The sequence below is a fragment of the Methylobacterium indicum genome (assembly GCF_001043895.1).
Taxonomy (GTDB): Bacteria; Pseudomonadota; Alphaproteobacteria; order Rhizobiales; family Beijerinckiaceae; genus Methylobacterium; species Methylobacterium indicum.
Map to the genome: position 1 here is coordinate 1 of NZ_JTHF01000185.1, position 26,376 is coordinate 26,376.

The following is a 26,376-nucleotide window of genomic DNA, read 5'->3' on the forward strand; positions in this document are numbered from 1 at the left end:
CGCGGGCGCGCGTCCCGCCGGACGGGATGCGCCGCGGGCGCCGGGCGAGTGGCTGCTTCCCGCGATGATGGACAAGACCTTCGATCCCGCCGCCGTCGAGGCGCGCATCGCCGCCGAATGGGAGGAGGCGCAGGCCTTCCGGGCCGGCCGCCCGGACCGCGCCGGCGCCGAGCCCTACAGCATCATGATCCCGCCGCCGAACGTGACGGGCTCGCTGCATATGGGCCACGCCCTCAACAACACGCTCCAGGACGTGCTCGCCCGCTTCGAGCGCCTGCGCGGCAAGGACGTGCTGTGGCAGCCCGGCACGGACCACGCCGGCATCGCGACCCAGATGGTGGTGGAGCGCCGCCTCATGGAGCAGCAGCAGCCCGACCGGCGCAGCTTGGGCCGGCCGGAATTCGTCCGCCGGGTCTGGGAGTGGAAGGCAGAATCCGGCGGCACCATCGTCAACCAGCTCAAGCGGCTCGGCGCCTCCTGCGACTGGTCGCGGGAGCGCTTCACCATGGACGAGGGCCTGTCGAAGGCCGTCCTGAAGGTCTTCGTCGACCTGCACGCGCAGGGGCTGATCTACCGCGACAAGCGCCTGGTGAACTGGGACCCGAAGTTCCAGACCGCGATCTCCGACCTCGAGGTGCAGCAGGTCGAGGTGAAGGGCCATCTCTGGCACTTCGCCTATCCGGTGGTGGACGAGGCCGGCACCGAGACCGGTGAGACCATCACGGTCGCCACCACCCGGCCCGAGACCATGCTGGGCGACACCGCCGTGGCGGTGCACCCGGAGGACGAGCGCTACCGGGCGCTCGTCGGCAAGCGGCTTCGCCTGCCGCTCGTCGGCCGCCTGATCCCCATCGTCGCCGACGAGTATTCCGACCCCGAGAAGGGCACCGGCGCGGTCAAGATCACCCCGGCGCACGACTTCAACGACTTCGAGGTCGGCCGCCGGCACGGGCTCGCCCAGATCAATATTTTGGATGAGGAAGCCCGCATAAGCCTCGACGGCAATGCAGACTTTCTGGACGGCACGAGTCCGGAGCCCGAGGCCCTGGCGCTCCACGGCCTCGACCGGTTCGAGGCCCGCGCCAAGGTCGTCGCGCTCATGGAGGAGCGCGGCCGGCTGGTGACGATCGAGCCCAACACCCACGCGGTGCCGCATGGCGACCGCTCGGGCGTGGTGATCGAGCCGTATCTCACCGACCAGTGGTACGTGAACGTCAAGCCGCTGGCCGAGCGGGCCTTGCAGGCGGTGCGCGACGGCCGCACCCGCTTCGTGCCCGAGACCTACGAAAAGACCTACTTCCAGTGGCTCGAGAACATCGAGCCGTGGTGCATCTCGCGTCAGCTCTGGTGGGGCCACCAGATCCCGGCCTGGTACGACGCGGACGGGAACTGCTTCGTCGCGAGCAGCGAGGAGGAGGCCCTCGCCCAGGCCGCCGCGAAGCACGGCCGTCCGGTGACCCTGCGCCGCGACGAGGACGTGCTCGACACCTGGTTCTCGTCCGGCCTGTGGCCGTTCTCGACGCTGGGCTGGCCGGAGCAGACTCCCGAGCTCGCCCGCTACTACCCGACCAGCGCGCTGGTGACGGGCTTCGACATCATTTTCTTCTGGGTTGCCAGGATGATGATGCTCGGCCTTCACGCGCTCGATGAAGTGCCGTTCCGCACGATCTACATCCACGCCCTCGTCCGCGACGAGAAGGGCGCCAAGATGTCGAAGTCGAAGGGCAACGTGGTCGATCCCCTCGACCTCGTCGACCGCTACGGCGCCGATGCCCTGCGCTTCACCCTCGCGGCCATGGCGGCGCAGGGACGCGACATCAAGCTCTCGGTGCAACGCGTTGAGGGATATCGCAACTTCGCCACCAAGCTCTGGAACGCCGCGCGCTTCGCCGAGATGAATGGCTGCCGGCTCGATCCCGCCTTCGCGCCGGGGAGCGTGACCCAAACGCTGAACGCCTGGGCGCTCGGCGAGGCCGCCCGGGCCGTCGCCGAGGTGACCGGCGCGATCGAGGCCTACCGCTTCAACGACGCCGCCAACGCCGCCTACCGCTTCGTCTGGAACGTGTTCTGCGACTGGTACCTGGAACTGGCCAAGCCCGTGCTCCAGGGCGAGGACGGGCCGGCGAAGGAGGAGACGCGCCGGACCATCGCCTTCATCATCGACCAGATCTGCGTGCTGCTGCATCCGTTCATGCCGTTCCTCACCGAGGAACTGTGGGCGACGAAGGCGCGCGAGGCGGGCCTCACGCGTCCGCTGCTGGCGCTCGCCGCCTGGCCGGATCTCGGCGGGCTCGCGAAGCCCGAGGCGGAGGCCGAGATCGGCTGGGTCGTCGACCTCGTGTCGGAGATCCGCTCGGCCCGCTCGGAGACGAACGTGCCGGCCGGCGCCCAGATCCCCCTGGTGCTGGTGGCCCCGGGCGAGGCGGTGCGCGAGCGCCTTTCGCGATGGGGCGACACCGTGCGGCGGCTCGGCCGCATCGCCTCGATCGAGACCGTCGAGACGAGCCCGCGCAACGCGGTGCAGCTCATCGTGCGCGGCGAGGTCGCGGCCCTGCCGCTCGAAGGCGTGGTCGACCTCGCCGCCGAGGTGGCGCGGCTGAAGAAGGAGGATGCCAAGCTCGACGGCGAGATCGGGAAGATCGACGCCAAGCTCGGCAATGCCGACTTCCTCGCCCGCGCCCCCGAGGAGGTGGTCGAGGAGCAGCGCGAGCGCCGCGACGCCGCCATCGCCCGCCGCGAGAAGGTGCGGGACGCCCTGACGCGGCTGCAGGGCTGATCGGACGCACGATCCGGTGCGGGCCGTCGATTCGCGCGCACCGGAACCGGACGATCGCCCGGACGAGGCGATGGGGGAGAGAGACGCCCGTGCGGCGCCCGATCCGGGGGATCGGGCATCCGCGCGGCGAACGAAGAGGGCGAGCATCACCGCCACCCCGGAAACCTGCACAGGCATGAGCCAGACGCTCGCCCCTCCGTCTTCGCCGGAACCCTCCCGCCGCCCGGTGACCGGCCGCTACGACACGCGGTCCGACGTGCTGTCCGTCCGCTTCGGCGATGCGGAGGCCGTGGCGAGCCGGGAGGTCCGGCCGGGCTTGCGCGTCGCCTACGATGCCGCCGGCGCCGTCGCGGGGATCGAGATTCTTGCCGCCTCCGCGGGCGGCCCGACGATCGACCGCGAGCTGCGGCGGCTCGTCGAGGCGGCCTGACGCATGCGACGCGGCCTGCGCCTCCTCCTGCGCACCCTGCGGCGCACCGCCCCGCTCGTCCTCGTCCTCGCCGCCGGCCTCGCCCTGGCGGCCTGGCTTACCGCGAAGGCCGGCGATCCCGCCCTCTACCCGCCGCCCCCCGGCGACGACGCCGTCACGGTGCGGCTCGTCGCCAATGCCTGGCATTCCGGCCTGCTCCTGCCCCGCGAGGCGCTGGCCCGGGCGGCCGCGCAGGCCGGGAGCGGCGCCCTCGTCGGGGTGACCGAGCGTTTCGGCGCCTACCCGGCGCTCGAGATCGGCTGGGGCGATGCCGGCTTCTACCGCGCCGTGCCGACGCTCGGCGCCCTCGACTGGCGGCTGGCCCTCAGGGCCCTGTTCACCCCGGGCGGGCGCCCGGCGGTGCTGCACGTCGTCGGGATCGCGGACGCGAGCACCTTTCGGGGCGCCGGAATCGTGACCCTGCACCTGTCGCGGGCGGGGTTCGGGCGCCTCGCCGCGGCGCTCGCCGCCGCCTTCACCCTGCGGGACGGCCGCCCGGTCGAGGCGGGGCCCGGGCTCTACGGCCCGAGCCTCTTCTACGAGGCGCAAGGGCGTTTCGGCCTCTTCCACGTCTGCAACCACTGGAGCGCCGGACTCCTCCACGCGGCCGGCCTGCCGGTGACGCCGCTCCTCGATACCCTGCCGCGGGGCCTCGCCCTCGATCTCGCCTGGCGGGCGGGCGCTCAGGCGCCCTGAGGACCGGCCGGTGCGCGGCGCCGGAGGATGCGCCGCAGGCGCTCGCGGAACGGCACCCGGCCGCTGCGGGCGAGGTCGCGGCCGCAGGCCCGGGCGGCGGCGCGGTCGAACTGGACGGCGATCTCGGTGCCCTCGGCGAGCCGCAGCGCGAGCGCCGGCATTCCCGGGCCGACCTCGCCGGCCGTCCAGCCGAGGACCGGGAAGAAGCAGTTCTCCACCCGGGTGCCCGCCGGCACGGTCTGGGCCGCATCCGCCGCCACCGAGGCGGTGGCGAGCAGGGCCACGCCGAGCTCGGCGGCCTCCGCGGGGGCGAGGCGCACCGCGTAGTCCCGCGGCCCGAACGCCACCACGAGCTCGACCTCGTCCGGCCCGGCGGTCACGACCGAGAAGCGCGGGGCACCGCCGAACGACGTCCGGGGCGGGGGGGCCTCGGTCGCAGCCTCGCGAGGGGGCGTCTCGTCCCGAGGCGTCCTGGGATCGGCGGCATCGGGAGACGCGGTCTCGGACGAGATCATGCGGGGGCGGTCGCTCGCGTGCCGTGGCGGGGTGCTCCCGCCAACCGTAGCGTCCGGACTTTCGCCGCGGCAAGCTCCGGCGCCGTGCGTCAGCGCACGGCGCGGCCGGGGGGGCCGGCGGGCTCGTTCGCGGCTTGACGCGCGGGCGCGTCCTCCTCCCCGATCCCGACCCGCTGGTCCTGGCGCAGGAGCTGGAGGTGGTCGGTGGCGATCCGGTCGCCGGCCTTCAGGCCCTTGAGAATCGCCGTGCGGTCGCCGAACTCCTCCCCGGTCGTGACCGGGACCATCGCCACCTTGCCGTCGTCGTCGACGCGCCAGACGATGCGCTGGTCGAGCTGGGCCGACAGGGCGACCGTCGGCACCAGCAGGCGCTCCTCGGTGCCCACCTGCACCTGCGTGCGCACGAACTCGCCCGGCAGGTAGCGCTCGTCGGCATTGGCGAGCCAGGCCCGGATCAGCCGGCGGGCGGTGCGGGGGTCGAAGCGGTTGTCGAGCTTGTAGACGGTCGCCCTGCGCTCCGGCTTGCCCTGGCCGTCGAGGGTCTGGATGAAGGCGCGGTTTTCCCGGAGGGCGGCGCGCACCGCCTCCGAATCCTCGGCCGAGAGCGCCACCTGCACCTCGATCGGGTCGACCTGGACCACGCTGACGAGCTGGGTCGTGTTCGCGTTGACGTGGTCGCCGACATTGACGTCCGAGAGGCTGGAGCGCCCGTCGAAGGGCGCGCGGATCACCGCGTAGTCGAGGTTGAGCTTCTCGCGGGCGATGGCGGCCTCGGCCTCCTGCACCCGGCTGCGGGCGACCTGGCGGTTGCTCTCGAGCTGCTGGAAGCGCTGCTCGGAGGCGTAGCCCTTGTCGGCGAGAGGCTGGGTGCGGTCGACCTCGGCATCCGCGAAGTCGAGCTGCGCCGCCGCCTGCGCGCGCTGGGCCTCCGCCGTGCGCAGGGCCACCTCGAAGGGCCGAGGGTCGATGCGGAACAGGACCTGGCCCTGCTTGACGTGGCCGCCCGGCTCGAAGGGGCGCTCCGTCACCACGCCGGTGACCCGGGGCTGGAGCGCGGCATCCTTCGGCGAGATCACCGTGCCGGTATACGAGAAGGCGACCGGCACGGTCCGGGTGGCCGCCCGCGCCACCGCGACGGCGAATTCGGGCGCCTCGGGCGCACGGGGTTTCGGGGCCGCCGCCGGCGCCAGGAGCTGCGCCACCGGGCCGGGCAGGGCCCCGGACACGCCCCGGGGCAGCGGATGGCCGAGGCCCCACCAGAGGCCGGCGCCCGCCGCGAGCGCGGCCAGACCGACGAGGCCGTAGCGAAAACCTGCGCGCACGATACCGGGCTCCTTCGACGACGCACGATCCGCCGGCGCGGGACCCGCCGACGGGCGGCCCGCAGGGACCAGAAGACCCGGAGCGAGTCCCGGGTTCCGGATCCGGGGCTGCCCTGCGGCGATCCTGCCGGCGCAGGGGCGGGGCGCCGGCCTGCCGGGGGGAACACCCTCGGACACGATCGCGTTGCACGAGAGCTTTTCACATTCCCGTCGCGGGCCCCGAGGCGGCCGTCTCCAGGGCCCGGCGGCTCGCGGCGGCCCCGCCGGCCGTCGGCGGCGCACCGGGACACGGGATGTTCGCCACCTTCGTCGACCGGCCCGTCCTGGCGGGCGTGATCTCGGTGCTCATCACCCTGATCGGGGCCGTGGCGGGCTTTTCCCTGCCGATCGCCCAGTTCCCCGAGATCGCGCCGCCGATCATCAACATCCAGGCGACCTATCCGGGCGCCACGGCGCAGCAGGCCTACGAGGCGATCGCGATCCCGCTCGAGCAGGAGATCAACGGCGCGCAGAACCTGATCTACATCAGCTCGACCAGCAACGCCGACGGCAGCGTCGGCATGGACGCGACCTTCGAGGTCGGCTCCGACCTCAACGCCGCCGCCGCCGACGTGCTGACCCGGGCCCAGCGGGCCGAATCGCGCCTGCCGCAGGCGGTGCGCGACCAGGGCCTGGAGATCGTGAAATCGTCGCGCCAGCGCCTCGGCAACGTGGTGCTCTACAGCGACGGCGACCGCTACGACGAGCTCTTCCTGTCGAACTGGGCCGAGACCCAGGTGATCAAGCCCCTGCGCCGGGTCGCCGGCATGGGCCGCATCGTCAACTTCTCGAACAAGCGCTACGCGATGCGGGTCTGGCTCGACCCGGCCCGGATGGAATCGCTCGGCATCGGGCCGAGCCAGATCGTCCAGGCGGTCGAGCAGCAGAACGCCCAGATCACCGTGGGCTCGCTCGGCAAGGAGCCGGTGCGCGACGCCCCCGCCTTCGAGCTGCAGATCGTCACCAAGGGCCGCCTGACGGAGCCCAGGGAATTCGCCGACGTGGTGATCCGGGCCAATCCCGACGGCTCGGTGGTGCGCATCCGCGACGTCGGCCGGGTCGAGCTCGGCTCGGAGCAGTACGGCAGCCGCTCGACCTACGACAACGCGCCCGCCGCCTCGCTCGGCCTGTACCAGAACCCGGAGGCCAACGCCGTCGAGGTCATGAAGGGCGTCCACGCCACCATGAAGGACCTCGCCAAGCGCTTTCCCCCGGGCCTGCACTACCGCATCGCCCTCGACCGCACCGAGTTCGTCACCGCCTCGATCCACGAGGTGATCAAGACCCTGATCGAGGCGATCGTGCTGGTCGTCGTGATCACCTACCTGTTCCTGCAGAGCTGGCGCGCGACCCTGATCCCGGCGATCGCCGTGCCGGTGGCGCTCGTCGGCACCTTCGGGCCGATGGCGGCGCTCGGCTTCTCGTTCAACACCCTGAGCCTGCTCGGGCTGGTGCTGGCGGTGGGGCTCGTGGTCGACGACGCGATCATCGTGGTCGAGAACACCGAGCGGCTGATGGAGGAGGGCCAGGAGCCCCGCGCGGCCGCCCGGGAGGCGGTGAACGAGGTGGCGGGCCCGGTCATCGCCACCACCCTGGTGCTCGCCGCCCTGTTCGTGCCGGTCGCCTTCATCCCGGGGCTGACCGGCCAGCTCTACAACCAGTTCGCGCTCACCATCGCGATCTCGGTGCTGATCTCGGCCCTCGTCTCGCTCACCCTCACGCCGGCCCTGTGCGCCCTGCTCCTGCGACCCCACGACAAGGCGGCCCACCGGAGCCGCTGGCGGGCGCCGCTGCGCTGGTTCAACGCCGGCCTCGACCGGGCGACCGGGGTCGCGGTCGGCTCGGTCGGGCGCCTGTCGCGCCACCTCGTCGCGACGGGGCTCGTGTTCCTGGTCTTTGCCGGATTGACGGCCTGGATGGTGACGAGCCGCCCGAGCGCCTTCGTGCCGCAGGAGGACCAGGGCTACTTCTTCGCCGACATCGCGATGCCGAAGGGCGCCTCCGTCGCCCGTACCGCCGCGATGGTGGAGGAGGTGGGGCGTGCGGCTCTGGCCGAGCCCTCCGTCGCCGGCACGATCGGGGTCGCCGGACGCGGCATCCTGGCCGACGTCACCGCGCCGTTCTACGGCTTCCAGATCCCGACCCTGAAGCTCTGGGACCAGCGCGAGGAGACGGTCGCCGACGTGATCGGGCGGCTGAGGAAGCAGTTCAAGAACCACCCGGACGGGGTCTTGCGCATCGTCGACCCGTCGCCGCTGCCGGGGCTGGGCTCCCGCGGCGGCCTGACGCTCGAATTGCAGGATCGCAGCGGCGCGGGCGGCCTCACCCTCGCCAAGACCGCCGAGGACTTCATCGCCGAGCTGAAGAGGCTGCCCGAGGTCGGCGGCGCCACCGCCACCACGAGCTACGGCGTGCCGCAGCTGCGCCTCGACATCGACCGGGCCAAGGCCGAGCAACTCGGCGTCAGCCTGCCATCGCTGTTCGACGCGCTCGGCACCTATGTCGGCTCGTCCTTCGTCAACCTCTTCAACAAATTCGGCTTCGTCTACCAGGTCTACGTCCAGAGCGAGTCGCAGGGGCGGCGCACGATCCAGGACCTCGCGCGGCTGACGGTGCCGAACAAGAACGGCGAGCCGGTGCAGATCGGCGCGCTCGTCACGCCGCATTTCGTCAGCGGGCCGACGGCGGTCCTGTCCTACAACACCTACCCGGCGATCGAGATCGCGGTCGACACCGCCGAGAGCGCGAGCTCCGGCGCGGCGATCGCGGCGATCGAGCGCCTCGCCGACACGGCGTTGCCGACCGACTACACGGTGGAATGGACCGAGGTCGCCTACCAGGAGAAGATCGCCGGCGGCTGGGCGCCGCTGATCTTCGGGCTCGGCGTGGTGATGATCGTGCTGCTGCTCGCCGGCCAGTACGAGAGCCTGCGGCTGCCCTTCGTGGTGATCCTGGTGACGCCGCTCGCCCTGTTCGGGGCCGTCGGCGCGCTGGCGCTCCGCGACCTGCCCCTCGACATCTTCGGGCAGATCGGGCTCCTGCTCCTCGTCGGGCTGGCGGCCAAGAACGCGATCCTGCTCGTCTCCTTCGCCCGCGACCTCAGCGCCAAGGGCGAGGATCCCGTGACGGCGGCCCGGGACGCGGTGCGGCTGCGGCTGCGGCCGATCCTGATGACCTCCTTCGCCTTCATCCTCGGCTCGGTGCCGCTCGCCGTCGCGAGCGGCGCGAGCGCCAATGCCCGCATCTCGATGGGCACGGTGGTGATCGGCGGGCTCCTCGTCGCGACGCTGCTGACCCTGTTCGTCACCCCGGTCTTCTACGTCGCGGCCGAGCGGCTGGTGGCGCGGCGCGGGCGCAAGGCCGGGGAGGGCCCGCGCGGGGTGGCGCATCCGGCGGAGTAGGGCCGCCCGCCTGTGGATGGGTGTGGACGGGACTCGCGCAAAGGTCACCGTTACGCTTTCGTTTACGCAGGGCCGGCAGGGTTTCGCTCGAGTGCAGCGTAACCCCGTGCGGCCCTGAGGCCTGCTCCCCGGACCGGGTGGGCAGCCTCGGAGCGGCGCGGGATCCGAGGGATCGATGGCGGGATCTTCGAAGAGCGGTTCTCCGCGTCCGTCGACGGAGCGGGGGGCCCTCCGGCCTGTGCCGGTCGTCAAGTGGGCCGCGGTGGCGGGAATCGCGCTCGCGGCGGCCAATTGCGCCGGGCCGGCGCCCAAGAACCTGGCGGTGCGGAGCGGCGGCCGCGAGATCGACCCGAAATACGGCGTCGCCGCGAGCCCGCGGCTCTACGGCGAGAACGACAAGATCCCCAAGGGCGGCGGCCGGCAGATGACCGGCAAGCCCTACGTGGTGGCCGGCCGCACCTACGTGCCGCGCCAGGACGCGCGGGGCTACGTGCGCGAGGGCCTGGCCTCCTGGTACGGCACCGCCTTCCACGGCCGCCAGACCGCCAACGGCGAGATCTTCGACCGCTTCTCGGTCGCCGCCGCGCACCCGACCCTGCCGCTGCCGAGCTACGCCCGGGTCACCAACCTCCAGAACGGCCACTCGATGGTGGTGCGGGTCAACGACCGCGGGCCCTACCACGCCGACCGGCTGATGGACGTGTCGCAGGCGGTGGCCGAGGCGCTCGACTTCCGCCGCCGCGGCACCACCAAGGTCCGGGTCGAGTATGTCGGCAAGGCCTCGGTCGGCGGCAGCGACGACCGCAAGCTGATGGCGACCCTGCGCACCGACGGCACGCCCGCGGGCTCGCCCTTTGGCGCCAACATCATGGTGGCGGATGCGGGTGACGACGCGAAGCCGTTCGCGTTCCGCCAGCCCGAGCCGGAGCCGGTGCGCCCGATCGTCGAGACGCCGCGGGTCGTCGCCCCGGTCCAGCTCGCCGAGGCCGAGCCCGAATCCCGCCGTCCGGCGCCCGTCCGGGCGGCCCCGCACGCACCGGCCCCCGTCCGGATCGCCGAGGCGCCCCGGGCGCCGAGCGCCCGCCTGCCGGCTCCCGTCCGCGTCGCCGCCGTCGAGGGCCTGAATCCCGGCCTTTCCGCGCCGCGCACGCCCAAGGCGGCGGCTGCCCCGGCGGTTGCCGCAACCCACAAGCCCGCCGCGCCGAGCCAAGCCCTCGCCTTCGCGAGCCACCCGGCGACGGACCGCGCCTCGCTCGCGCAGGCGATGCACGCCGCCGCGCACCCGGCCGCGCCGAAGACGACCGTGATCGCCAAGGCTGCCGTCAAGACCGCCACCAAGACCGGACCGCTGCCGATCGCGCCGCCCCTGCGTCTCGCCGGCGCCCAGAAGGGCGACCGGGAGGACACCAAGAACACCGACACCAAGAACACCGGCCGCAAGCCCGGCATGCCGACGCGCTCGAAGGTGGCGGGAATGTATTGAGGGCGGACCGGCGCGAGAGCCGTTTTTGGTCTCGGGAGCGGTCTCCCGTCCTCCATCGTCGTTCCGGGTCCGCTGCGCCGCTCCGGACCGACGCGGTGCGGGGGATGCCGTGGCGTGAATCGACGGATGCGAGGCGTGTCGGCTCGACGCAGCCTGCGCTTCGCCCGCCGGCGCCCACACCCAAAACGGTTCCCCATCCCGCACTGCGGCACAGGCGCGGTTGCGCGTGCCGGAGCGGAGCGGCACAGTGCGGCAGGTGTCCCGGTCGGCAGGTCTCCCGATCTGCCCGGGTTTCGTGCGGTAGCGGCAAGGCGGCAGGTTCATGCGTGTGACAGCGACCACCGGAGCGGGCAGGGCGCTTACGCGCCGTGCCGCCGCCTTGGCCCTGGCGGCCCTCCTCGGGACGTCGCTGGCGGTCACCGACGCGCGGGCGCAGGCCACCCAGACTCCCGCCTTCCAGACGCTGGCGCCGCACGCCATCCTGATCGACGCCGATACCGGCGCGATCCTGTTCGAGAAGGGCGCCGACGAGCCGTTCTCGCCCGCCAGCATGGCCAAGCTGATGACCGTCGAGGTGCTCTTCGACGAGATGCGCAAGGGCAAGCTCGGCCCCGACACCGAGTTTACGATCAGCGAGAATGCCTGGCGCCGCGGCGGCGCGGGCGGCGGCGGCTCGTCGATGTTCGCCCAGCTGAACAGCAAGGTGAAGCTGCCCGACCTCCTGCGCGGCATCATCGTGCAGTCCGGCAACGACGCGGCGATCGCGGCGGCCGAGGGCGTCGCCGGCACCGAGGACAATTTTTCCCAGATCATGAACCGGCACGCGAAGGAGATCGGCCTCGAGCGCTCGACCTTCCGCAACGCCACCGGCTACTCGGCCCCCGACCAGAAGGTGACGGCCCGCGACCTGTCGAAGCTCGCCATCCACCTGATCGAGACCTACCCGGAGAACTACAAGCTCTTCTCCGAGCGCGAATTCACCTGGAACAAGATCCGCCAGCAGAACCGCAACCCGCTCCTCACCCTCGACATCGGCGCCGACGGGCTGAAGACCGGCTACCTCGAGGAATCGGGCTACGGCCTGACCGGCTCGGCGGTGCAGAACGGGCAGCGCCTCGTCCTGGTGGTGAGCGGCCTCAAGACCGCCCGCGACCGCGCCGCGGAATCGCGCAAGCTGATCGAGTGGGGGTTTCGCGCCTTCGAGGCGCGCCAGATCTTCAATGCCGGCGAGACCGTGGCGGAGGCCGAGACCTTCGGGGCCGAGAAGGGCCGGGTGCCCCTCGTGACGAAGAAGCCGGTGCGGCTGATGCTGCCGCGGGGCAACAGCGACCGGCTGGTGGCGCGGGCCGTCTACCAGGGCCCGCTGACCGCGCCGGTGGAGGAGGGCCGCGAGGTCGGCCGGCTCAAGGTCACCCGCGGCGAGCAGGTGGTACTCGACATGCCGCTCTACACCGCCGAGGCCGTGCCCGCCGGCACCATGACCCAGCGCGCCCTCGACGCGGCGCTCGAGGTCGGTACCGGCTGGTTCCGCCAGGCCCTCAGCCGGATCACCAGCAAGTCGTGACCGACGCGCCCATCGCGACCGGTCGTGCCGGCGGCTTCATCACCTTCGAGGGCGGCGAGGGCGCCGGCAAGTCGACCCAGATCGCGCGGCTCGCCGCCTGGCTGCGGGCCGGCACCGAGGGCGGCCCCCGCGAGGTGGTGACCACCCGCGAGCCCGGCGGCTCGCCCCGGGCGGAGCGGATCCGCGCCGCGGTGCTCTCCGGCATCGCCAAGCCGCACGGCCCCTTCGCGGAGGCGCTGCTCTTCGCCGCCGCCCGCCTCGACCACCTCTCGACCCTGATCCGCCCGAGCCTCGCGCGCGGCGCCGTGGTGGTGTGCGACCGCTTCAGCGACTCGACCCGGGCCTACCAGGGCGCGGCCGGGGGCCTCGAGCCCGAGACGCTCTCCGCCCTGGAGCGGGTGGTGGTCGGCCCGACCCGGCCGGACCTGACCCTGATCCTCGACCTGGCCCCCGAGATCGGGCTCGCCCGCGCCCGCCAGCGCGACCGCGCCGCCGCGAGCGCGCCCGACCGGTTCGAGGCCGAGGCCCTGGACTTCCATCAGCGCCTGCGGGCGGCCTTCCGCGCCATCGCCGAGGCCGAGCCGGGTCGCTGCGTCGTGATCGACGCGCAAGCCACGCCCGATGCCGTGGCGCGGGCGGTCCGGGCGGCGGTCGCGGCGCGGCTGCCGCACCTCGCCCCGGGGGTCTCCGATGCCGCCTGAGATCCGGGACGACGAGGCCGAGATCGGCGAGGTCCCAGGCGTGCCGCGCCCGCGCGACCGCCAGGACCTGCTCGGCCAGGAGGCGGCGGAGCGCGCCTTCCGCGAGGCGATCGGCGCCGGACGGCTGCACCATGCCTGGCTCATCGGCGGCCCGAAGGGCATCGGCAAGGCGACGCTGGCCTTCCGGGTCGCCCGCCACCTCCTGGCGCGGGGCGACGGTCACGGCACGCCCGACACCCTGGCGCTGCCCCCCGGCCACACGGTCGCCCGCCAGGTCGCCGGGCTGGCGCATCCCAACCTCGTGCTGCTGCGCCGCCAGAAGGCCCCCGGCGCCAAGACGATCCCGACCCAGATCGGCGTCGACGCGGCGCGGCGCGCGCTGCACCTCTTCTCGGCGACCTCCGCCGATGCCGGCTACCGGATCTGCATCGTCGACTGCGCCGACGAACTGAACCTCGCCAGCGCCAACGCCCTCCTGAAGGTGATCGAGGAGCCGCCGCCGCGCTCGCTGTTCCTGATCGTCAGCCACGCCCCCGGGCGCCTCCTGCCGACCATCCGCTCGCGCTGCCGCCGCCTCGCCCTCCGGCCGCTGCCGACCGGGGCGGTGGCGCAGGTGCTGCGCGGCCTCGGGGCGCCGCATTCCACGCGGCCGCCGGAACTGATCGAGCGGGCCGCCGCCTTGAGCGAGGGCTCGGTCGCCCGCGCGATCGAACTCCTCGATCCCGACACGATCGGGGTGGTGGACGAGGTCGAGGCCCTGATGGACCAGGGCGACCGGCCGGACTGGCGCCGCGCCCTGAAGCTCGCCGAGCGGCTCGCCGGCCGCGACGCCGACGCCCTCTACGCCACCGCCCTCGACGCGGTGCAGCGCCGGCTCGCCGCCGAGATCGAACGCCGCCAGGGCGAGCCGCCGGCCCGCCTCGCCGCGCTGGCCGACGCCGCCGAGCGCGCCGCGAAGGCCGCCCGGGAGGCACAGGTCTACAACCTCGACCGGCGCCCGGTGGTGCTGTCGCTGTTCGGCACCTGAGCGATGCGTCTCTTCCCACTCTCCGACCTCCATCTCGAGCGCCGGCCCCTCGCTGCCGTGCCGGTCCCGGCCGAGCCCTTCGACGTGATGGTCTGTGCCGGCGACGTCTGGGAGGGCGAGCCGGAGCGAGGGCTCGCCGCGCTCCTGCATCTCGCCGGCGAGCGGCCGATCGTGCTGGTGCCGGGCAACCACGAGCGCTACGCGCCCGCCGGCGATCCCCGCACCGCCCCGGACCTGCTGGCGGCGCTCCGGGCCGGGGTGGAGGCGATCAACCGGGAGGCCTCCCGCGAGCGGGTGGTGCTGCTCGAAAGCGGCGAGGCCCGGGTGATCGACGGCGTGCGCTTCGTCGGCGCCACCCTGTGGAGCGACTGGCGCCTCGCCGGGCGCTGGCTGTCGCCCGAGACCCCCGACCGGCCCGACGACCCGGTGGCCTATGCCGCCGCCCGCATGACCGATCCGGCCACCGGCTCGCGGGAATACCGGGCAATCCGGCTGTCCGACGGCACGCCGTGGTCGCCGCGCGCCGCGATGGAGGCCCACGACGCCGACCGGGCCGCCCTGATGGCGGCGCTCGCCCGGCCGCATCCCGGACCGACCGTCGCGGTCACCCACCACCCGCCGATCGCGGAGGCCGCCGACCGGTTTCGCGACGCCCCCGGCGTGCCCTGGTGGGTGCCGGCCTTCTACGCCACCACGCTGCTCGCCGATCTGCCGGCATCCCACAGGCCGGCCCTCTGGATCTCCGGCCACTTCCACGCCGCCCACGACCTCGCGCTGTACGGCACGCGCTGCCTCGCCAACCCGGTCGAGGGCCGCAGCTTCGATCCGGGGCGGGTGGCGGCGGTTCCGGCCTGAGACCGGTATCCGGGTTGGCCAAGGTACGGGTTGGTTCTGCGCCGCCGCGCCCCATCATGACCCGTCTCGGCGGAGGATACGGGTCATGAACGGATTCCTGGCGGTGGTGCTGATCTGCGCCAACACGGTCCCGGTGCAGGAATGCGAGGAGGCGAGCGCCACCGACGTGTTCAAGACCAAGGTCGCGAGCGAGATCGGCTGCGCCACCGGCTGGCAGGAGATCATCGCCCGCTCCGAGGTCCGCGACGGCATCGGCCAGACGGCCTATCTCAAGACGCAGTGCCGGCGGGTGAAGACCGGCGGCTGAGCGGCACCGCCCGCCGCATCGCCCCGTCTCGCGGCGACGATCAGCACTTCGTATTATAGAGCGGCGGTTGCAACAGACACGACAGTACCACCCTTCTCCATTTCACTGTTATATTTCTATACAATACGGCCGATATCAGGATTGCGGCATCGTTAGATAACCCTCAACGGATGCACTATCATCTTATGGACGAGAGGTTGGCCCACGCCGTGGGTGCGACCCGCACGTCGCCCCATGAGGCCTGCGATGACGGACGGACGGACTGCGTGCATCGTCGGCCTCCTGTCCTTCATGCTGGCCGCCGGCACGATCCATCTCACCAGCGACGGGCGCGACATCGCCACGGTGTGGCCGGCCAACGCGGTCGTCCTCGCCGCCCTGCTCGACCGGCGCCCCGGGGCGTGGACGGGCCTGCTCGGCGCCGGCTACTTCGCCGGCGTGGCCGCGAACGCGGTGACGCGCGGCCTCGGCGCCGGCCCGCTCCTCTACGGTGCGTGCAACCTCCTGGAGGTCTACGTCGCGGCGAGCCTGCTCCGGCCCGCGCTCAAGGGCGCAGGATCGTCAAGTCAAGGATTATCGGACCAAGGCCCCGCGGGCGACGACCTCCTGGTCACGCCCGCCGTCGTCGGCCGCTTCATCGTGGTCTGCGGCCTCGTCGCCCCGATACTCAGCGGGCTCGGCGGCGCGGCCACCGCCCGGCTGCTGTTCGGGCAGGACCTGGCGGCCGCGTTCGGCACCTGGGTCCTGAGCGACGGGCTCGGCCTCCTGATCTTCACGCCGTTCTTCTTCGCGCTCCTGCGGGGCGATTACGGGCGCTGCTTCGCGCGCAAGGACTGGCGCCAGCGCGCGGAGGCCGCCGGGCTCCAGGTCCTGGTGGCGGCCGCGGCCTACGGGGCGTTCTTCGTCGCCGTCCGGCCGCTGCTGTTCGCGTTGTTCGGTCCGGTGATGCTGGTGACGTTCCGGGTCGGGCGGCTCGGCACGAAGGCCGCCGTGATGGTGATCGCGGTGATCGGCACGATCGCGACCCTGCGCGGCCACGGGCCGATCGTGACGATCACGCCGGATCCGCACGAGCAGGCCGCCCTGTTCCAGGGCTTTCTCGCGATCCTGCTGCTCACCTGCCTGCCGGTGGCGGCGGCGCTCGCCGCCCGGGGTGCGAGCTTCGACTCCCTGTCGCAGAGCGCCGAGGCCCTGCGGGCACGGGGGGCCGAGCTGGCGCGGATCGCCGCCACCGACGGCCTGACCGGCGTCCTCAACCGCGCGGCGTTCCGCGAGGCGGCCCTGGCGACGATCCAGGACCCCCGTGCGGCCGTGAGCCTGATCGCGATCGACCTCGACCTGTTCAAGCAGGTCAACGACCGGCACGGCCACCGGGTGGGGGACCGGGCCCTGGTCCACCTGGTGGCGGTCCTGCGCACGGTCCTGCGCGCGCCCGACGCGATCGGGCGCGTCGGCGGCGACGAGTTCCTGGTCCTGCTCCCCGGGACCGATCCCGACCGGGCGGAGGTCGTGGCGGCGCGCCTGCGCGAGGCCCTGCGCCGCGCGCCGCTCGCCCTCGACGACGGCACGCCGCTCCTGCTCTCGATGTCCTGCGGCGTCGCCGGGCACCGGCCGGGCATGGCCTTCGAGGACCTCGTCCACGCCGCCGACATGGCGCTCTACGGCGCCAAGCGCGCCGGGCGGGACGCCCGGGCCCGTCACGAACACCCCGCGCGCCGCCCCCGCCGCGCCGCCCTCAGCGGTCGTGCTTGATGTAGGCGAAGCGCGGATCCGTGGGCGTCCCCTCCAGCGCGCCGCCCTCAAGCCCCGGCTGCCAGCCGACCACCTCCTCGATCTTCCTCGCCAGGGCGAAGTCCTTCTCGGTCAGGCCCTTGGCCGAGTGGGTGGTGAGCCGCACCTCGACCCAGGCATAGGAGGCGGTGAGGTCGGGGTGGTGCCAGGCCGCCTCGGCGAGGTGCCCGACGGTGTTGATCACCATCAGGGTGCCCTTCCAGCTGTTCGTCCGGTAGGTGCGGGTGATCCAGCCGTCGGCCTCGCTCCAGCCCGGCAGGTCGGCGAGGCGGGCGGCGATCGCGTCGGGGTCGAGAACCTGGTCTTTCGGCATGTCCGTGTCGTCCTGTATGTCCGTGTCGTCATCGTCCCGACGAGAGTACAAGTGACCGCGGCGGCGGACCCGCCCAGGGTGCGGCCTCGCGCCCCCGCGCGCAAGCGGTGGACGCCGCCGCCTGCGCCGCCTACCTCTCTCGGCGACAACGGTCGGCACCAAGGCCGGACGAACCGGCCGGACAGGAGGAGGGGGCCCATGCTCTCACGGCGCGGATTGATGGCGGCGGCCGGGCTGTGGCCGCTCGCCCTCCGGGGGGCCGTAGGCCAGACGACCTCCGCGCAGGCCAGCCTGAAGGTCGGCCTCCTGCCGTTCGGCACCGTCTCGTGGGAGGCGGCGGTGATCAAGGCGGAGGGGATCGACGCGGCGGAGGGCCTGAGCCTCGAGGGCGTGCGGCTGGCCGGGAGCGACGCCGCCCGCATCGCCTTCCAGGGCGGCCAGGTCGACACCATCGTCTCCGACCTGCTCTGGGCCGCGCGCCTGCGGGCGGAGGGCCGGGCGGTGAAGTTCCTGCCCTATTCCTCGACCGAGGGCGCCCTGATGGTGCCGGGCGACAGCCCGGTGCGCTCGGTGGCCGACCTCGCGGGCAAGCGCCTCGGGGTGGCGGGGGGCCCGCTCGACAAGAACTGGCTGCTCCTGCGGGCCCGGGCCCGCGAGAAGGACGGGCGCGACCTCGAGCGCGAGGCGCAGCCGGTCTTCGGCGCACCGCCGCTCCTGATGCGCAAGCTCGAGACCGGCGAGCTCGACGCGGCGCTCCTCTACTGGACCTTCTGCGCCCGGCTCGAGGCCAGGGGCTTCCGCCGCCTGATCGGCGCCGACGGCATCGCCGAGGCCTTCGGCGTCACCGGCCCGATCGCGCTCCTCGGCTACGTCTTCGACGAGGCGCTGCTGCAGCGCGCGCCGCACACGATCGCGGGCTTCGCCCGGGCCTCGTCGCGGGCCAAGCGCGCCCTGGAGGCCGGCGACGCCGCCTGGGCACCCGTGCGCCCGCTGATGGCGGCGGAGGACGAGGCGACCTACGCCACCCTCAAGCGCGCCTTCCTGGAGGGCATCCCGCGCCGGCCCGCCGCCGCCGAGCGCAAGGACGCCGAACGCCTCTACGCGGTGCTGGCGCGGCTCGGCGGCGAGCGCCTGGTCGGGTCCGCCACGACCCTGCCGGAGGGGCTGTACTGGGACGGCGGGCCGAATGGCTGAGCGGTGCCCCTGCGGGCCGGCCGCCGCCTGATGGCCCTCCTCGCCCGCCTCGCCTCCGCCCTCATCCTCCTCGCCTGCTGGTGGCTGGCGAGCCGGTTCGTCGATCCCCGCACCCTGCCGTCGCCCGAGGCGGTGGCGGCGTTCGTGGGGCGGGAGGCGGCCTCGGGCGACCTGTTGCGCAACATCGGCATCACGCTGTGGCGGGTCGTGGCCTCGTTCGTCCTCGCCATGGCGACGGGCGCGGTGCTCGGCATCGCGCTCGGGCGCTCGCGGACCGCCGACCGGCTCCTCGACACCCCGCTGCTCGTGCTCCTCAACACCCCGGCGCTGATCGTCACGGTGCTCGCCTATATCTGGCTCGGCCTGACCGAGACCGCGGCGATCCTGGCGGTGGCGCTCAACAAGATGCCGAACGTCGCGGTGATCCTGCGCGAGGGCGCCCGCGGGCTCGATCCCGGCCTCGAGGAGATGGCGCAGGCCTTCCGGTACGACCGCCGGACCTGGATCCGCCACGTCCTCCTGCCCCAGCTCGAGCCCTTCGCGGTGGCGGCGACGCGCTCGGGGATCTCGCTCGCCTGGAAGATCGTGCTGGTGGTCGAGCTGCTCGGGCGGCCGAACGGCGTCGGCTACGCCATCTCGTACTACTTCCAGCTCTTCGACGTCGCGGCGCTGATCGGCTACAGCCTCGTGTTCAGCGCCGTGATGCTGGCGGTCGACGCCCTGCTGCTCCAGCCCCTGGACGCCCATGCCCGCCGCTGGCGATAAGATACCGTCCGCCGCCGGGCTGCGCCGCGAGGCGGCGGCCCCGATCCTCACCCTGACGGTGCGCCGCAAGGTCTACCGCCCGGCGGATGCGGCGCCGGTCGAGGCGGTGCGCGACCTCGCGGTGTCGGTGCGGGCGGGGGAGACCCTGTGCCTGATCGGTCCCTCGGGGGCCGGCAAGACCACGACCCTGCGCATCCTGCTCGGCCTCGACCGCGACTTCGAGGGCAGCCTGGCGACCGCACCGGACCTGCGCATCGGCATGGTCTTCCAGGAGCCGCGGCTCCTGCCCTGGCGCAGCGTCGAGGAGAACGTGCGCCTCTCCCTGCCGCGGCCCGAGCGCGGGCGCTCCCTCGACGCGCTGTTCGACGAGCTCGGGCTCGCCGAGTGGCGCGACCGCTACCCGCGGGCGCTCTCCCTCGGCATGGCCCGGCGGGTCGCGCTCGCCCGGGCGCTCGCCCTGGCGCCGGGCCTCCTCGTCCTCGACGAGCCCTTCGTCTCCCTCGACGACGCGGCGGCCGCGTCCCTGCGCGCGGCGGTGTTCGGCAGCGCAGGCTCGCGCGGCGCGGCGGTGCTGATGGTGACCCACAACGTGCCGGAGGCGCTGGCCGTGGCCGACCGGCTGCTGCTGCTCTCCGGCCGGCCGGCGCGCCTCGCGGGAGAGGTGGCGCTGCCGACCCCGCGGGCGGAGCGCGGGCGCGACTGGCTGGAGGCGACGCGCCGGGACCTCGCGGCGAAATTTCCCGGAACGGTCGCGGAAGGGTGACCCTGCGGAGGGCCCGGCCTTGAGTGGCAAGGCGAGTCGATTATCTTCTTCCCTCACAGCCCCTCGAAGCCGCCATGCCCGCACCCGCCTTCACCCTTTTCGCCTCCGAGGACCGGGCGCTCGTCAGCCCGGCGGAACTCGACGTGGTGACATTGAAGACTCCCGCCGCGAGCGATGACGGGGGGACGGTACCGGCCGGTGCAACGGGAACGATCGTTGCGGTCTACGGCGACGCGGTCGCGTTCGGGGTCGAGTTCGAAGCTCCCATCCACGCGCTCGCGACAATCTATCCGCATCAGATCGGTTCGGTCCGGCTGAGGTGAAATTCCTCATCAAACATGGCGCTTATCGGAATGCTTTGATATAGCCAGCTTGTGCTCATGGTGATCTGATAAGCAGAATAATTACACATCCAGTCTAGTATTTTTATTTATTAAAAATATCATACCATAGTTTTATATTATATTTTTTATCGTAATTATTGACATGTCTATATTTTTCTTGCGAATCACTTGTGGGTGACGTATCCGCTGGCGCAATGCAGGAGATAGCAATGGCGCTACGATCTACTCGCTACGCAGACGAACTGGTATCGGCGGGCGATGAGGGTGGCCGTATTGAGCGGATACATATACATAAGTTGGGAACAGTAGAAATTAGGTTTTCATGGTGGAAGAACGGACATTTTCAGCCACGCCCTCTTGATGTCACGGAGGACGAGCTTCTTCCGCTGATACAAGAAGCGATTGAAAAAGGTGTCTTCAGCGACAACTTTCTCATTGCATTATCATCTATCCTGAAGAAAAACAACTTCTAGTTTATTATAAATATTTGATAACATATTTCGCTGATACATATAAATTTTTCAAAAATTTAAGTCGAAATCCTGCATTTGTAAGATGATAGTAAAATGTTGATCATTAAATAATCATACCCCACCCCCTAGGCTCTCGCTAAAATCAATACGACAATTTCTTATCGGCAGCTCGATTTATACTGGCATATTGTTGACGACGCAATCATCCTGAACACATCACGGTATGAGCCGGCAGGGAGTGGATTTGATTACGTCGCGCAACGGGGCAGGGGGTTGCATTCCGGTCGCTCCTCGGCAAGCGGCCCAGCTGCTACAGCCCCGGCAAAGCCATAAGCGATTCGAGGAAACGCCCGTGACCCGCCCGATGCCCGCCGACGGGCTCGATTCCGCCGCCGCCTGGCGCCGCCTCGCCGTCTCCGTCCTGCTCACCACCATCGGGGGCGTCGGGATGTGGTCGGTGGTGGTGGTGCTGCCCGCCGTGCAGGCGGAGTTCGGCGCCGCCCGGGGTGCCGCCGCCTTGCCCTACACGCTGACCATGATCGGCTTCGCCTTCGGGGGCGTGCTGATGGGCAAGCTGGCCGACCGGTTCGGCATCCTGGCGCCGCTGGCGCTCGGCGCGGTCTGCCTCTGCCTCGGCTACGGCGCCACCGCGCTCTCGACGAGCCTGTGGCAGTTCGCCCTGGCGCACGGGCTGCTGATCGGCCTCCTCGGCTCGTCGGCCGCCTTCGGGCCGCTGATGGCCGACATCTCGCTGTGGTTCGCGCGCCGGCGCGGCATCGCGGTCTCGGTCTGCGCCGCGGGCAACTACCTCGCCGGCACGATCTGGCCGCCGCTCGTCCAGCACGCGGTGTCGGCCTATGGCTGGCGCGCCACGCAAGCCGGCATCGGGGTGTTCTGCCTCGCCACCATGCTGCCGCTGGCGCTCCTGATGCGCCGGCGCCCGCCGGTCGCGGCGGTCGTGCGCGCCGGGGAGGCGGGGTCGGGCGGGACGCTGGGGCTGCCGCCGAACCTGCTCCAGGGCCTGCTCGTCGTCGCGGGGCTGGCCTGCTGCGTCGCCATGTCGATGCCGCAAGTCCACATCGTCGCCTATTGCGGCGACCTCGGCTACGGCGTCGCCCGGGGTGCCGAGATGCTCTCCCTGATGCTCGGCTTCGGCATCGTCAGCCGGATCGCCTCCGGCTTCCTCGCCGACCGGATCGGGGGCCTGCGCACGCTCCTCGTCGGCTCGGTGCTGCAGGGCGTGGCGCTGCTCCTCTACCTCGCCTTCGACGGGCTGACCTCGCTCTACGTGATCTCGGCCCTGTTCGGCCTCTTCCAGGGCGGCCTCGTGCCGGCCTACGCGATCATCGTGCGCGAGCTGTTCCCGGCGAGCGAGGCCGGCGGCCGGGTCGGGGTCGTCCTGATGGCGACCCTGTTCGGGATGGCGCTCGGCGGGTGGCTCTCGGGCGTGATCTTCGATCTCAGCGGCACCTACGCGGCGGCTTTCGCCAACGGCATCGGCTGGAACCTGCTCAACGTCGCCATCGCCCTGTGGCTGGTCCAGCGCCAGGCCGGGCAGGGCCGGCCGGTCCCGGCCTGACGGACGCGATCCGGGGCACAGTCGAGGGCCGCCTCGTCTGTCGCCGCCGGGGCAGGGAACTCGCCGGGACTTGCGCCGTTCGAGGTCCAGTCCAGTCGATCCGCGGCCGCGCGACAGTCGAGGGCCGGTCCGCCACTGCCGTGGGGTCAATTTCCAGACCGGGTGCGGAATGTCACCGCGGCGTCGCACCCCCGTGTTTACCGTTTTGCGAATGGACGCGCCTTGGCGGCGCAACTCTTCGGGCGCTCGCGACTTATCCATGGCAAGAGAGAGCGGTCCAGAGCCACTCCGCCGGACGTTGCCGCTCGGCATTCAACCGATGGGATCACCGATCATGCGTGCGCGCCCCTGCGCCCGACTGCCCCTGCTCGCCGTGCTGGCCGCCCTGGCCGCCCTGGCCGCGGGCGTCGCCCCGTCCGGCGCCAGCGCCGCGCCGGCGGTCGACAAGGCGCCGAAGGCCGCCCCGGGCACCACCCGCGACGTCGCCGCCACCGCGAGCGTCACCACCCCGGAGGCCGACGACGCCCAGTGCTTCACCGCGCGCCGAAAGCTCTTCGTCGACGGCGAGGGCTGGATCGTGCGGCGGATCACGACCTGCCGGTGACCGTACGCGCCTGAACGGTGTTCGGGGCCCGTCTCGGGGAGGCGGGCCTTTTTTCGTGGATGGGCCGGTCCCTCGCCGTCGCCGGTCCCGACCTCGCGCGACGGTCCTGGACCCCTCCGCGTCATTCCGGAGCAGCCGGGCCCCAGGATGACGTCGAGGACGAGGGCAGCGTCCTTCCCCCTGCGGGGATGTCCTGAAAACGAGAGGGGCGCCCGCAGCCTTCGCCGCGGACGCCCCTCTTATTCCATCATCCGCGACGTCAGTGCGCGGCGGTGTCCCGCTCGTCGAAGATGTCCCGGTCCTTGGTCTCGGGCACCAGCAGCAGGCCGAGCACGAAGGTCATCAGCGCGATGACGATCGGGTACCAGAGGCCGTAATAGATGTCGCCGGTCTGGGCCACCATCGCGAAGGCGGTGGCCGGCAGGAGGCCGCCGAACCAGCCGTTGCCGATATGGTAGGGCAGGGACATCGAGGTGTAGCGGATCCGGGTCGGGAAGAGCTCGACCAGGGCCGCGGCGATCGGGCCGTAGACCATCGTGACGAAGAGCACGAGGACGAAGAGCAGCCCGATCACGCCGGCCACCTGCGGCCGGAAGATGTCGAACGGGTTCGCCATCTTGACGACCTGCGCGTCGCCCGCCTTCGGGTAGCCCGCCGCCTGGAGCGCGGAGGCCGCCGCCTTGTTGAACTCCGCCGCCGGGGCTCCGACCGCGAACGGGACCTCGGTGCCGTTGATCCGCACCAGAGTCGGCTGGCCGGCAGGCGCGGCCTCGGTGGTGTAGCGCACCGAGGACTTGGCGAGGTAGTCGCGGGCGAGATCGCAGGGCGCCGAGAACACCCGCGTGCCGACGGGGTTGAACAGGCTGCCGCACTGGGCCGGATCGGCCACCACGGTCACCTTGACGTTTTCGATCGCCTTCTCGAGGGCGGGGTTGGCGAGCGTGGTGATCTGCTTGAACACCGGGAAGAAGCTCAGCGCCGCGATCAGGCAGCCGGCCAGGATGATCGGCTTGCGGCCGATCTTGTCCGAGAGCCAGCCGAAGACCACGAAGAAGCCGGTGCCGAGCAGCAGCGCCCAGGCGATCAGGAGGTTGGCGGTATAGCCGTCGACCTTCAGGATCGATTGCAGGAAGAACAGCGCGTAGAACTGGCCCGTGTACCAGACCACGCCCTGACCGGCGACGAGGCCGAGCAGCGCGATCAGCGCGATCTTGGCGTTGCGCCACTGGCCGAAGGCCTCGGTCAGCGGGGCCTTCGAGGTCTTGCCCTCCTCCTTCATCCGCTGGAAGGCCGGCGACTCGCTGAGCTGCAGGCGGATCCAGAGCGAGATGCCGAGCAGCAGCACCGAGACCAGGAACGGGATGCGCCAGCCCCACTCGGCGAAGGCGGCCTCGCCGGTGATGCTCCGCACCGCCAGGATCACCACCAGCGACAGGAACAGGCCCAGCGTCGCCGTGGTCTGGATCCAGCTGGTGTAGAAGCCGCGCCGTCCCTGCGGCGCGTGCTCGGCGACGTAGGTCGCCGCCCCGCCATACTCGCCGCCGAGCGCCAGGCCCTGGGCGAGGCGCAGCACGATCAGGATGATCGGCGCCGCGATGCCGATCTGCGCGGCATTGGGCAGGATGCCGACGATGAAGGTCGACAGGCCCATGATCAGGATGGTGACCAGGAAGGTGTATTTGCGCCCGACGATGTCGCCGACGCGCCCGAACACCAGGGCGCCGAACGGCCGCACCAGGAAGCCCGCCGCGAAGGCGAGCAGCGCGAAGATGTCCCGGGTCGCCGGCGGGTAGGACGAGAAGAACTGCGCGCCGATGATGCCGGCGAGCGAGCCGTAGAGGTAGAAGTCGTACCACTCGAACACGGTGCCGAGGGAGGAGGCCAGGATGACCTTCTTCTCCTCCCGCGTCATCGGGCGCGCGGCATCGCCGGCGGACCCGAGGGCGGCTGAGCTTGCCATGGGGTGTATCCTCCTTGGGGAGCGTTTCCTGGGTGACGGCACGCCGCGCCCGCGCGAATCTTCGCCGCGTCGGGATCGTCGCGTTTCGAGGTGAACCGGGTCTCGGGCGGCGCCGTCGATGCCGGGCGGGGGATGGGAACCGCCCGCTCGCACGTGATCCGCGCCGCTCGCACGAATCGTTAAGCCAGCCTTATCCCGGAGCCCATTCGACAATTCGTCGTGAGACTTAGGTCGTGAGACTTCCGTCGGGGGGCCGTTCTGGAGAGCCTCCATGGCCCATGACGCTGCGAAACATGACGCGACGAAATACTTGGCGGATATCAGCAGTCACGCCAGGATCGGCAGCATGCCCGACATCGCCCGCGCGACCGTCAGCCTGCGCATCACCGGGGACATGCTCGACCCGGAGGAGATCACCCGTCTCCTGGGGATCGAACCCACGCGATGCACCTGCAAGGGCGACGTCCGCCGCATCGCGTCCGGTCGCGACGTGATCGCCCAGGTCGGATCATGGGTGCTCTCGACCGATACGCCCGACGGCCTCGACGCGGGAATCGGCGCACTCCTGGGCAAGCTCCCGCACGATCCGGCCGTCTGGCGCGACCTGAACGAGCGCTACCGGTGCGACATGTTCTGTGGTCTGTTCATGCAGGACAGCAAAGAGGGCGCGGAGTTGCAGCCACAGGTGCTGTCGATGCTGGTCGATCGGGGATTGCGGCCGGGATTGGATATTTACCGCTGCCCGGATTGAGCTGGCGGCGGCCATCGGACACGGACTTTCCCAGGGTCTTCCGACCGGAAACGACCATGCCGCGTCCGCACTCTGCCACGGCTGGCGCGGCTCCCCCGCGGGAACGAGGATGGCACCCCGGCATTGAACCTGCGAGTTGCCGGGAGCCGGGAAGACACACCATGCGTCGCGACCTGATCGTCCTCACCCTCGCCGCCGCGGCCCTCGCGGGGACGGGCGCCGTGGCGCAACCGCTCGGCGGAACCGGGCGGGCAGGAGCCGGGCAGCCGCATGTCGGGCCGCAGGGCGGCCGCGCCGCGGTCTACGACGTGCGGGGGCGGCACGGGCGCATCGGGGCGCTGCGGGAGCGGGGCTTCGCAGGCAGGGGCTTTGCGGGTCGGCGGTTCGTCGCCTATGGCGGCACCACCTTCGCCGGCCCCCTCGGGCTCTACGGCGCCAACGGCGTGCTGGAGCCCGGCCTCGTCGCCGAGCCCTACTTCAAGCTGCCGCGCCCGAGCGAGCTCGTCCCGTCGGCCTGGGGCGAGGGCACCTACGGCATTCCGACCGTCGCCGGCATCCCGCCCCAGCCGAAGGCCGATCCGGTGCTCTACGTCATCAACGGCGGCGAGCGGCGGGTCGGCGGGGCCCGGGTGATCTCGGTCGACGCGCCGCGGCGCTGACCCGCGACCTTCTCTCGCAGGAACC

The 26,376-nt window shown here is 71.8% G+C and carries 24 protein-coding genes; 20 read left to right on the forward strand and 4 right to left on the reverse strand.

The window, feature by feature from the left end; all coding sequences use genetic code 11:
• The first annotated feature begins 64 nt into the window (after positions 1-64).
• The 3 genes from QR78_RS21115 to QR78_RS21125 all read left to right on the forward strand — a co-directional run bounded on the left by QR78_RS21115 (position 65) and on the right by QR78_RS21125 (position 3,941).
• On the forward strand, positions 65-2,776 hold the full coding sequence (locus QR78_RS21115; RefSeq protein WP_048429600.1) for a valine--tRNA ligase: 2,712 nt from the start codon (positions 65-67) through the stop codon (positions 2,774-2,776).
• Positions 2,777-2,951: 175 nt separating this feature from the next.
• Positions 2,952-3,206 carry a DUF2283 domain-containing protein gene (locus tag QR78_RS33065; RefSeq protein ID WP_048429549.1) on the forward strand — a complete coding sequence of 85 codons (255 nt, stop codon included), beginning with the start codon at positions 2,952-2,954 and terminating at the stop codon, positions 3,204-3,206.
• Positions 3,207-3,209: 3 nt separating this feature from the next.
• Positions 3,210-3,941: a DUF2459 domain-containing protein gene (locus QR78_RS21125; RefSeq protein ID WP_048429550.1), complete on the forward strand. Its 732-nt coding sequence runs from the start codon at positions 3,210-3,212 to the stop codon at positions 3,939-3,941.
• Here QR78_RS21125 and QR78_RS21130 read toward each other — a convergent pair.
• Positions 3,929-4,456, reverse strand: coding sequence for a hypothetical protein (locus QR78_RS21130; RefSeq protein ID WP_053221021.1), 528 nt, complete (start codon positions 4,454-4,456; stop codon positions 3,929-3,931). The genes QR78_RS21125 and QR78_RS21130 overlap by 13 nt on opposite strands.
• Positions 4,457-4,545: 89 nt before the next feature.
• The gene (locus QR78_RS21135; protein ID WP_048429551.1) at positions 4,546-5,778 is read right to left on the reverse strand and encodes an efflux RND transporter periplasmic adaptor subunit; all 1,233 of its coding nucleotides are present in this window, start codon (positions 5,776-5,778) and stop codon (positions 4,546-4,548) included.
• A 293-nt stretch (positions 5,779-6,071) separates the two neighbouring features.
• Between QR78_RS21135 and QR78_RS21140 the strand changes: the two genes are divergently transcribed.
• The 8 genes from QR78_RS21140 (at position 6,072) to QR78_RS21175 (ending at position 16,907) form a co-directional block, all read left to right on the forward strand.
• Positions 6,072-9,218, forward strand: coding sequence for an efflux RND transporter permease subunit (locus QR78_RS21140; protein ID WP_048429552.1), 3,147 nt, complete (start codon positions 6,072-6,074; stop codon positions 9,216-9,218).
• A 175-nt stretch (positions 9,219-9,393) separates the two neighbouring features.
• Complete coding sequence (locus QR78_RS21145) at positions 9,394-10,701, forward strand: septal ring lytic transglycosylase RlpA family protein (RefSeq protein ID WP_082171551.1); 1,308 nt, start codon at positions 9,394-9,396, stop codon at positions 10,699-10,701.
• A 322-nt stretch (positions 10,702-11,023) separates the two neighbouring features.
• Positions 11,024-12,265, forward strand: a complete 1,242-nt coding sequence (locus QR78_RS36175; RefSeq protein ID WP_082171550.1) for a D-alanyl-D-alanine carboxypeptidase family protein — start codon at positions 11,024-11,026, stop codon at positions 12,263-12,265.
• On the forward strand, positions 12,262-12,966 hold the full coding sequence (gene tmk / locus QR78_RS36180) for a dTMP kinase (RefSeq protein WP_048429553.1): 705 nt from the start codon (positions 12,262-12,264) through the stop codon (positions 12,964-12,966). The genes QR78_RS36175 and tmk overlap by 4 nt, the downstream gene beginning before the upstream one ends.
• Positions 12,956-13,993, forward strand: coding sequence for a DNA polymerase III subunit delta' (locus tag QR78_RS21160; RefSeq protein WP_048429604.1), 1,038 nt, complete (start codon positions 12,956-12,958; stop codon positions 13,991-13,993). Before tmk ends, QR78_RS21160 begins: the two co-directional genes overlap by 11 nt.
• A gap of 3 nt (positions 13,994-13,996) precedes the next feature.
• A complete protein-coding gene (locus QR78_RS21165; protein ID WP_048429554.1) occupies positions 13,997-14,848 on the forward strand; it encodes a metallophosphoesterase in 852 nt (283 codons plus the stop codon).
• 85 nt (positions 14,849-14,933) lie between these two features.
• On the forward strand, positions 14,934-15,155 hold the full coding sequence (locus tag QR78_RS21170; protein WP_048429555.1) for a hypothetical protein: 222 nt from the start codon (positions 14,934-14,936) through the stop codon (positions 15,153-15,155).
• Between the two features lie 246 nt (positions 15,156-15,401).
• Entirely contained in the window at positions 15,402-16,907 is a 1,506-nt protein-coding gene (locus QR78_RS21175) for a GGDEF domain-containing protein (RefSeq protein WP_053221023.1), read from the forward strand.
• Here QR78_RS21175 and QR78_RS21180 read toward each other — a convergent pair.
• Positions 16,891-17,259 carry a 4a-hydroxytetrahydrobiopterin dehydratase gene (locus QR78_RS21180; RefSeq protein ID WP_048429557.1) on the reverse strand — a complete coding sequence of 123 codons (369 nt, stop codon included), beginning with the start codon at positions 17,257-17,259 and terminating at the stop codon, positions 16,891-16,893. The genes QR78_RS21175 and QR78_RS21180 overlap by 17 nt on opposite strands.
• Positions 17,260-17,457: 198 nt before the next feature.
• Between QR78_RS21180 and QR78_RS21185 the strand changes: the two genes are divergently transcribed.
• The 7 genes from QR78_RS21185 to QR78_RS21210 all read left to right on the forward strand — a co-directional run bounded on the left by QR78_RS21185 (position 17,458) and on the right by QR78_RS21210 (position 22,981).
• Entirely contained in the window at positions 17,458-18,453 is a 996-nt protein-coding gene (locus QR78_RS21185) for an ABC transporter substrate-binding protein (protein WP_048429558.1), read from the forward strand.
• Between the two features lie 30 nt (positions 18,454-18,483).
• Positions 18,484-19,218, forward strand: a complete 735-nt coding sequence (locus QR78_RS21190; RefSeq protein ID WP_048429605.1) for an ABC transporter permease — start codon at positions 18,484-18,486, stop codon at positions 19,216-19,218.
• Positions 19,199-19,981 (forward strand): ATP-binding cassette domain-containing protein, encoded by a 783-nt coding sequence (locus tag QR78_RS21195; protein ID WP_048429559.1) that lies wholly within the window; start codon positions 19,199-19,201, stop codon positions 19,979-19,981. The genes QR78_RS21190 and QR78_RS21195 overlap by 20 nt, the downstream gene beginning before the upstream one ends.
• Positions 19,982-20,055: 74 nt before the next feature.
• Positions 20,056-20,304 carry a hypothetical protein gene (locus QR78_RS21200; RefSeq protein WP_048429560.1) on the forward strand — a complete coding sequence of 83 codons (249 nt, stop codon included), beginning with the start codon at positions 20,056-20,058 and terminating at the stop codon, positions 20,302-20,304.
• A gap of 230 nt (positions 20,305-20,534) precedes the next feature.
• Positions 20,535-20,798: a hypothetical protein gene (locus QR78_RS34290; RefSeq protein ID WP_125940046.1), complete on the forward strand. Its 264-nt coding sequence runs from the start codon at positions 20,535-20,537 to the stop codon at positions 20,796-20,798.
• 364 nt (positions 20,799-21,162) lie between these two features.
• Positions 21,163-22,377, forward strand: a complete 1,215-nt coding sequence (locus tag QR78_RS21205) for an MFS transporter (RefSeq protein WP_048429606.1) — start codon at positions 21,163-21,165, stop codon at positions 22,375-22,377.
• A gap of 334 nt (positions 22,378-22,711) precedes the next feature.
• A complete protein-coding gene (locus QR78_RS21210; RefSeq protein ID WP_048429561.1) occupies positions 22,712-22,981 on the forward strand; it encodes a hypothetical protein in 270 nt (89 codons plus the stop codon).
• 259 nt (positions 22,982-23,240) lie between these two features.
• On the opposite strand, the gene QR78_RS21215 is transcribed toward QR78_RS21210, so the two are convergent.
• Positions 23,241-24,893, reverse strand: coding sequence for an MFS transporter (locus tag QR78_RS21215; RefSeq protein WP_048429607.1), 1,653 nt, complete (start codon positions 24,891-24,893; stop codon positions 23,241-23,243).
• A gap of 319 nt (positions 24,894-25,212) precedes the next feature.
• On the opposite strand from QR78_RS21215, the gene QR78_RS21220 reads away from it, so the two are divergent.
• Complete coding sequence (locus QR78_RS21220; protein ID WP_053221024.1) at positions 25,213-25,692, forward strand: DUF4279 domain-containing protein; 480 nt, start codon at positions 25,213-25,215, stop codon at positions 25,690-25,692.
• A gap of 161 nt (positions 25,693-25,853) precedes the next feature.
• Positions 25,854-26,351, forward strand: a complete 498-nt coding sequence (locus QR78_RS32050) for a hypothetical protein (protein WP_053221025.1) — start codon at positions 25,854-25,856, stop codon at positions 26,349-26,351.
• The last annotated feature ends 25 nt before the right edge of the window (positions 26,352-26,376 follow it).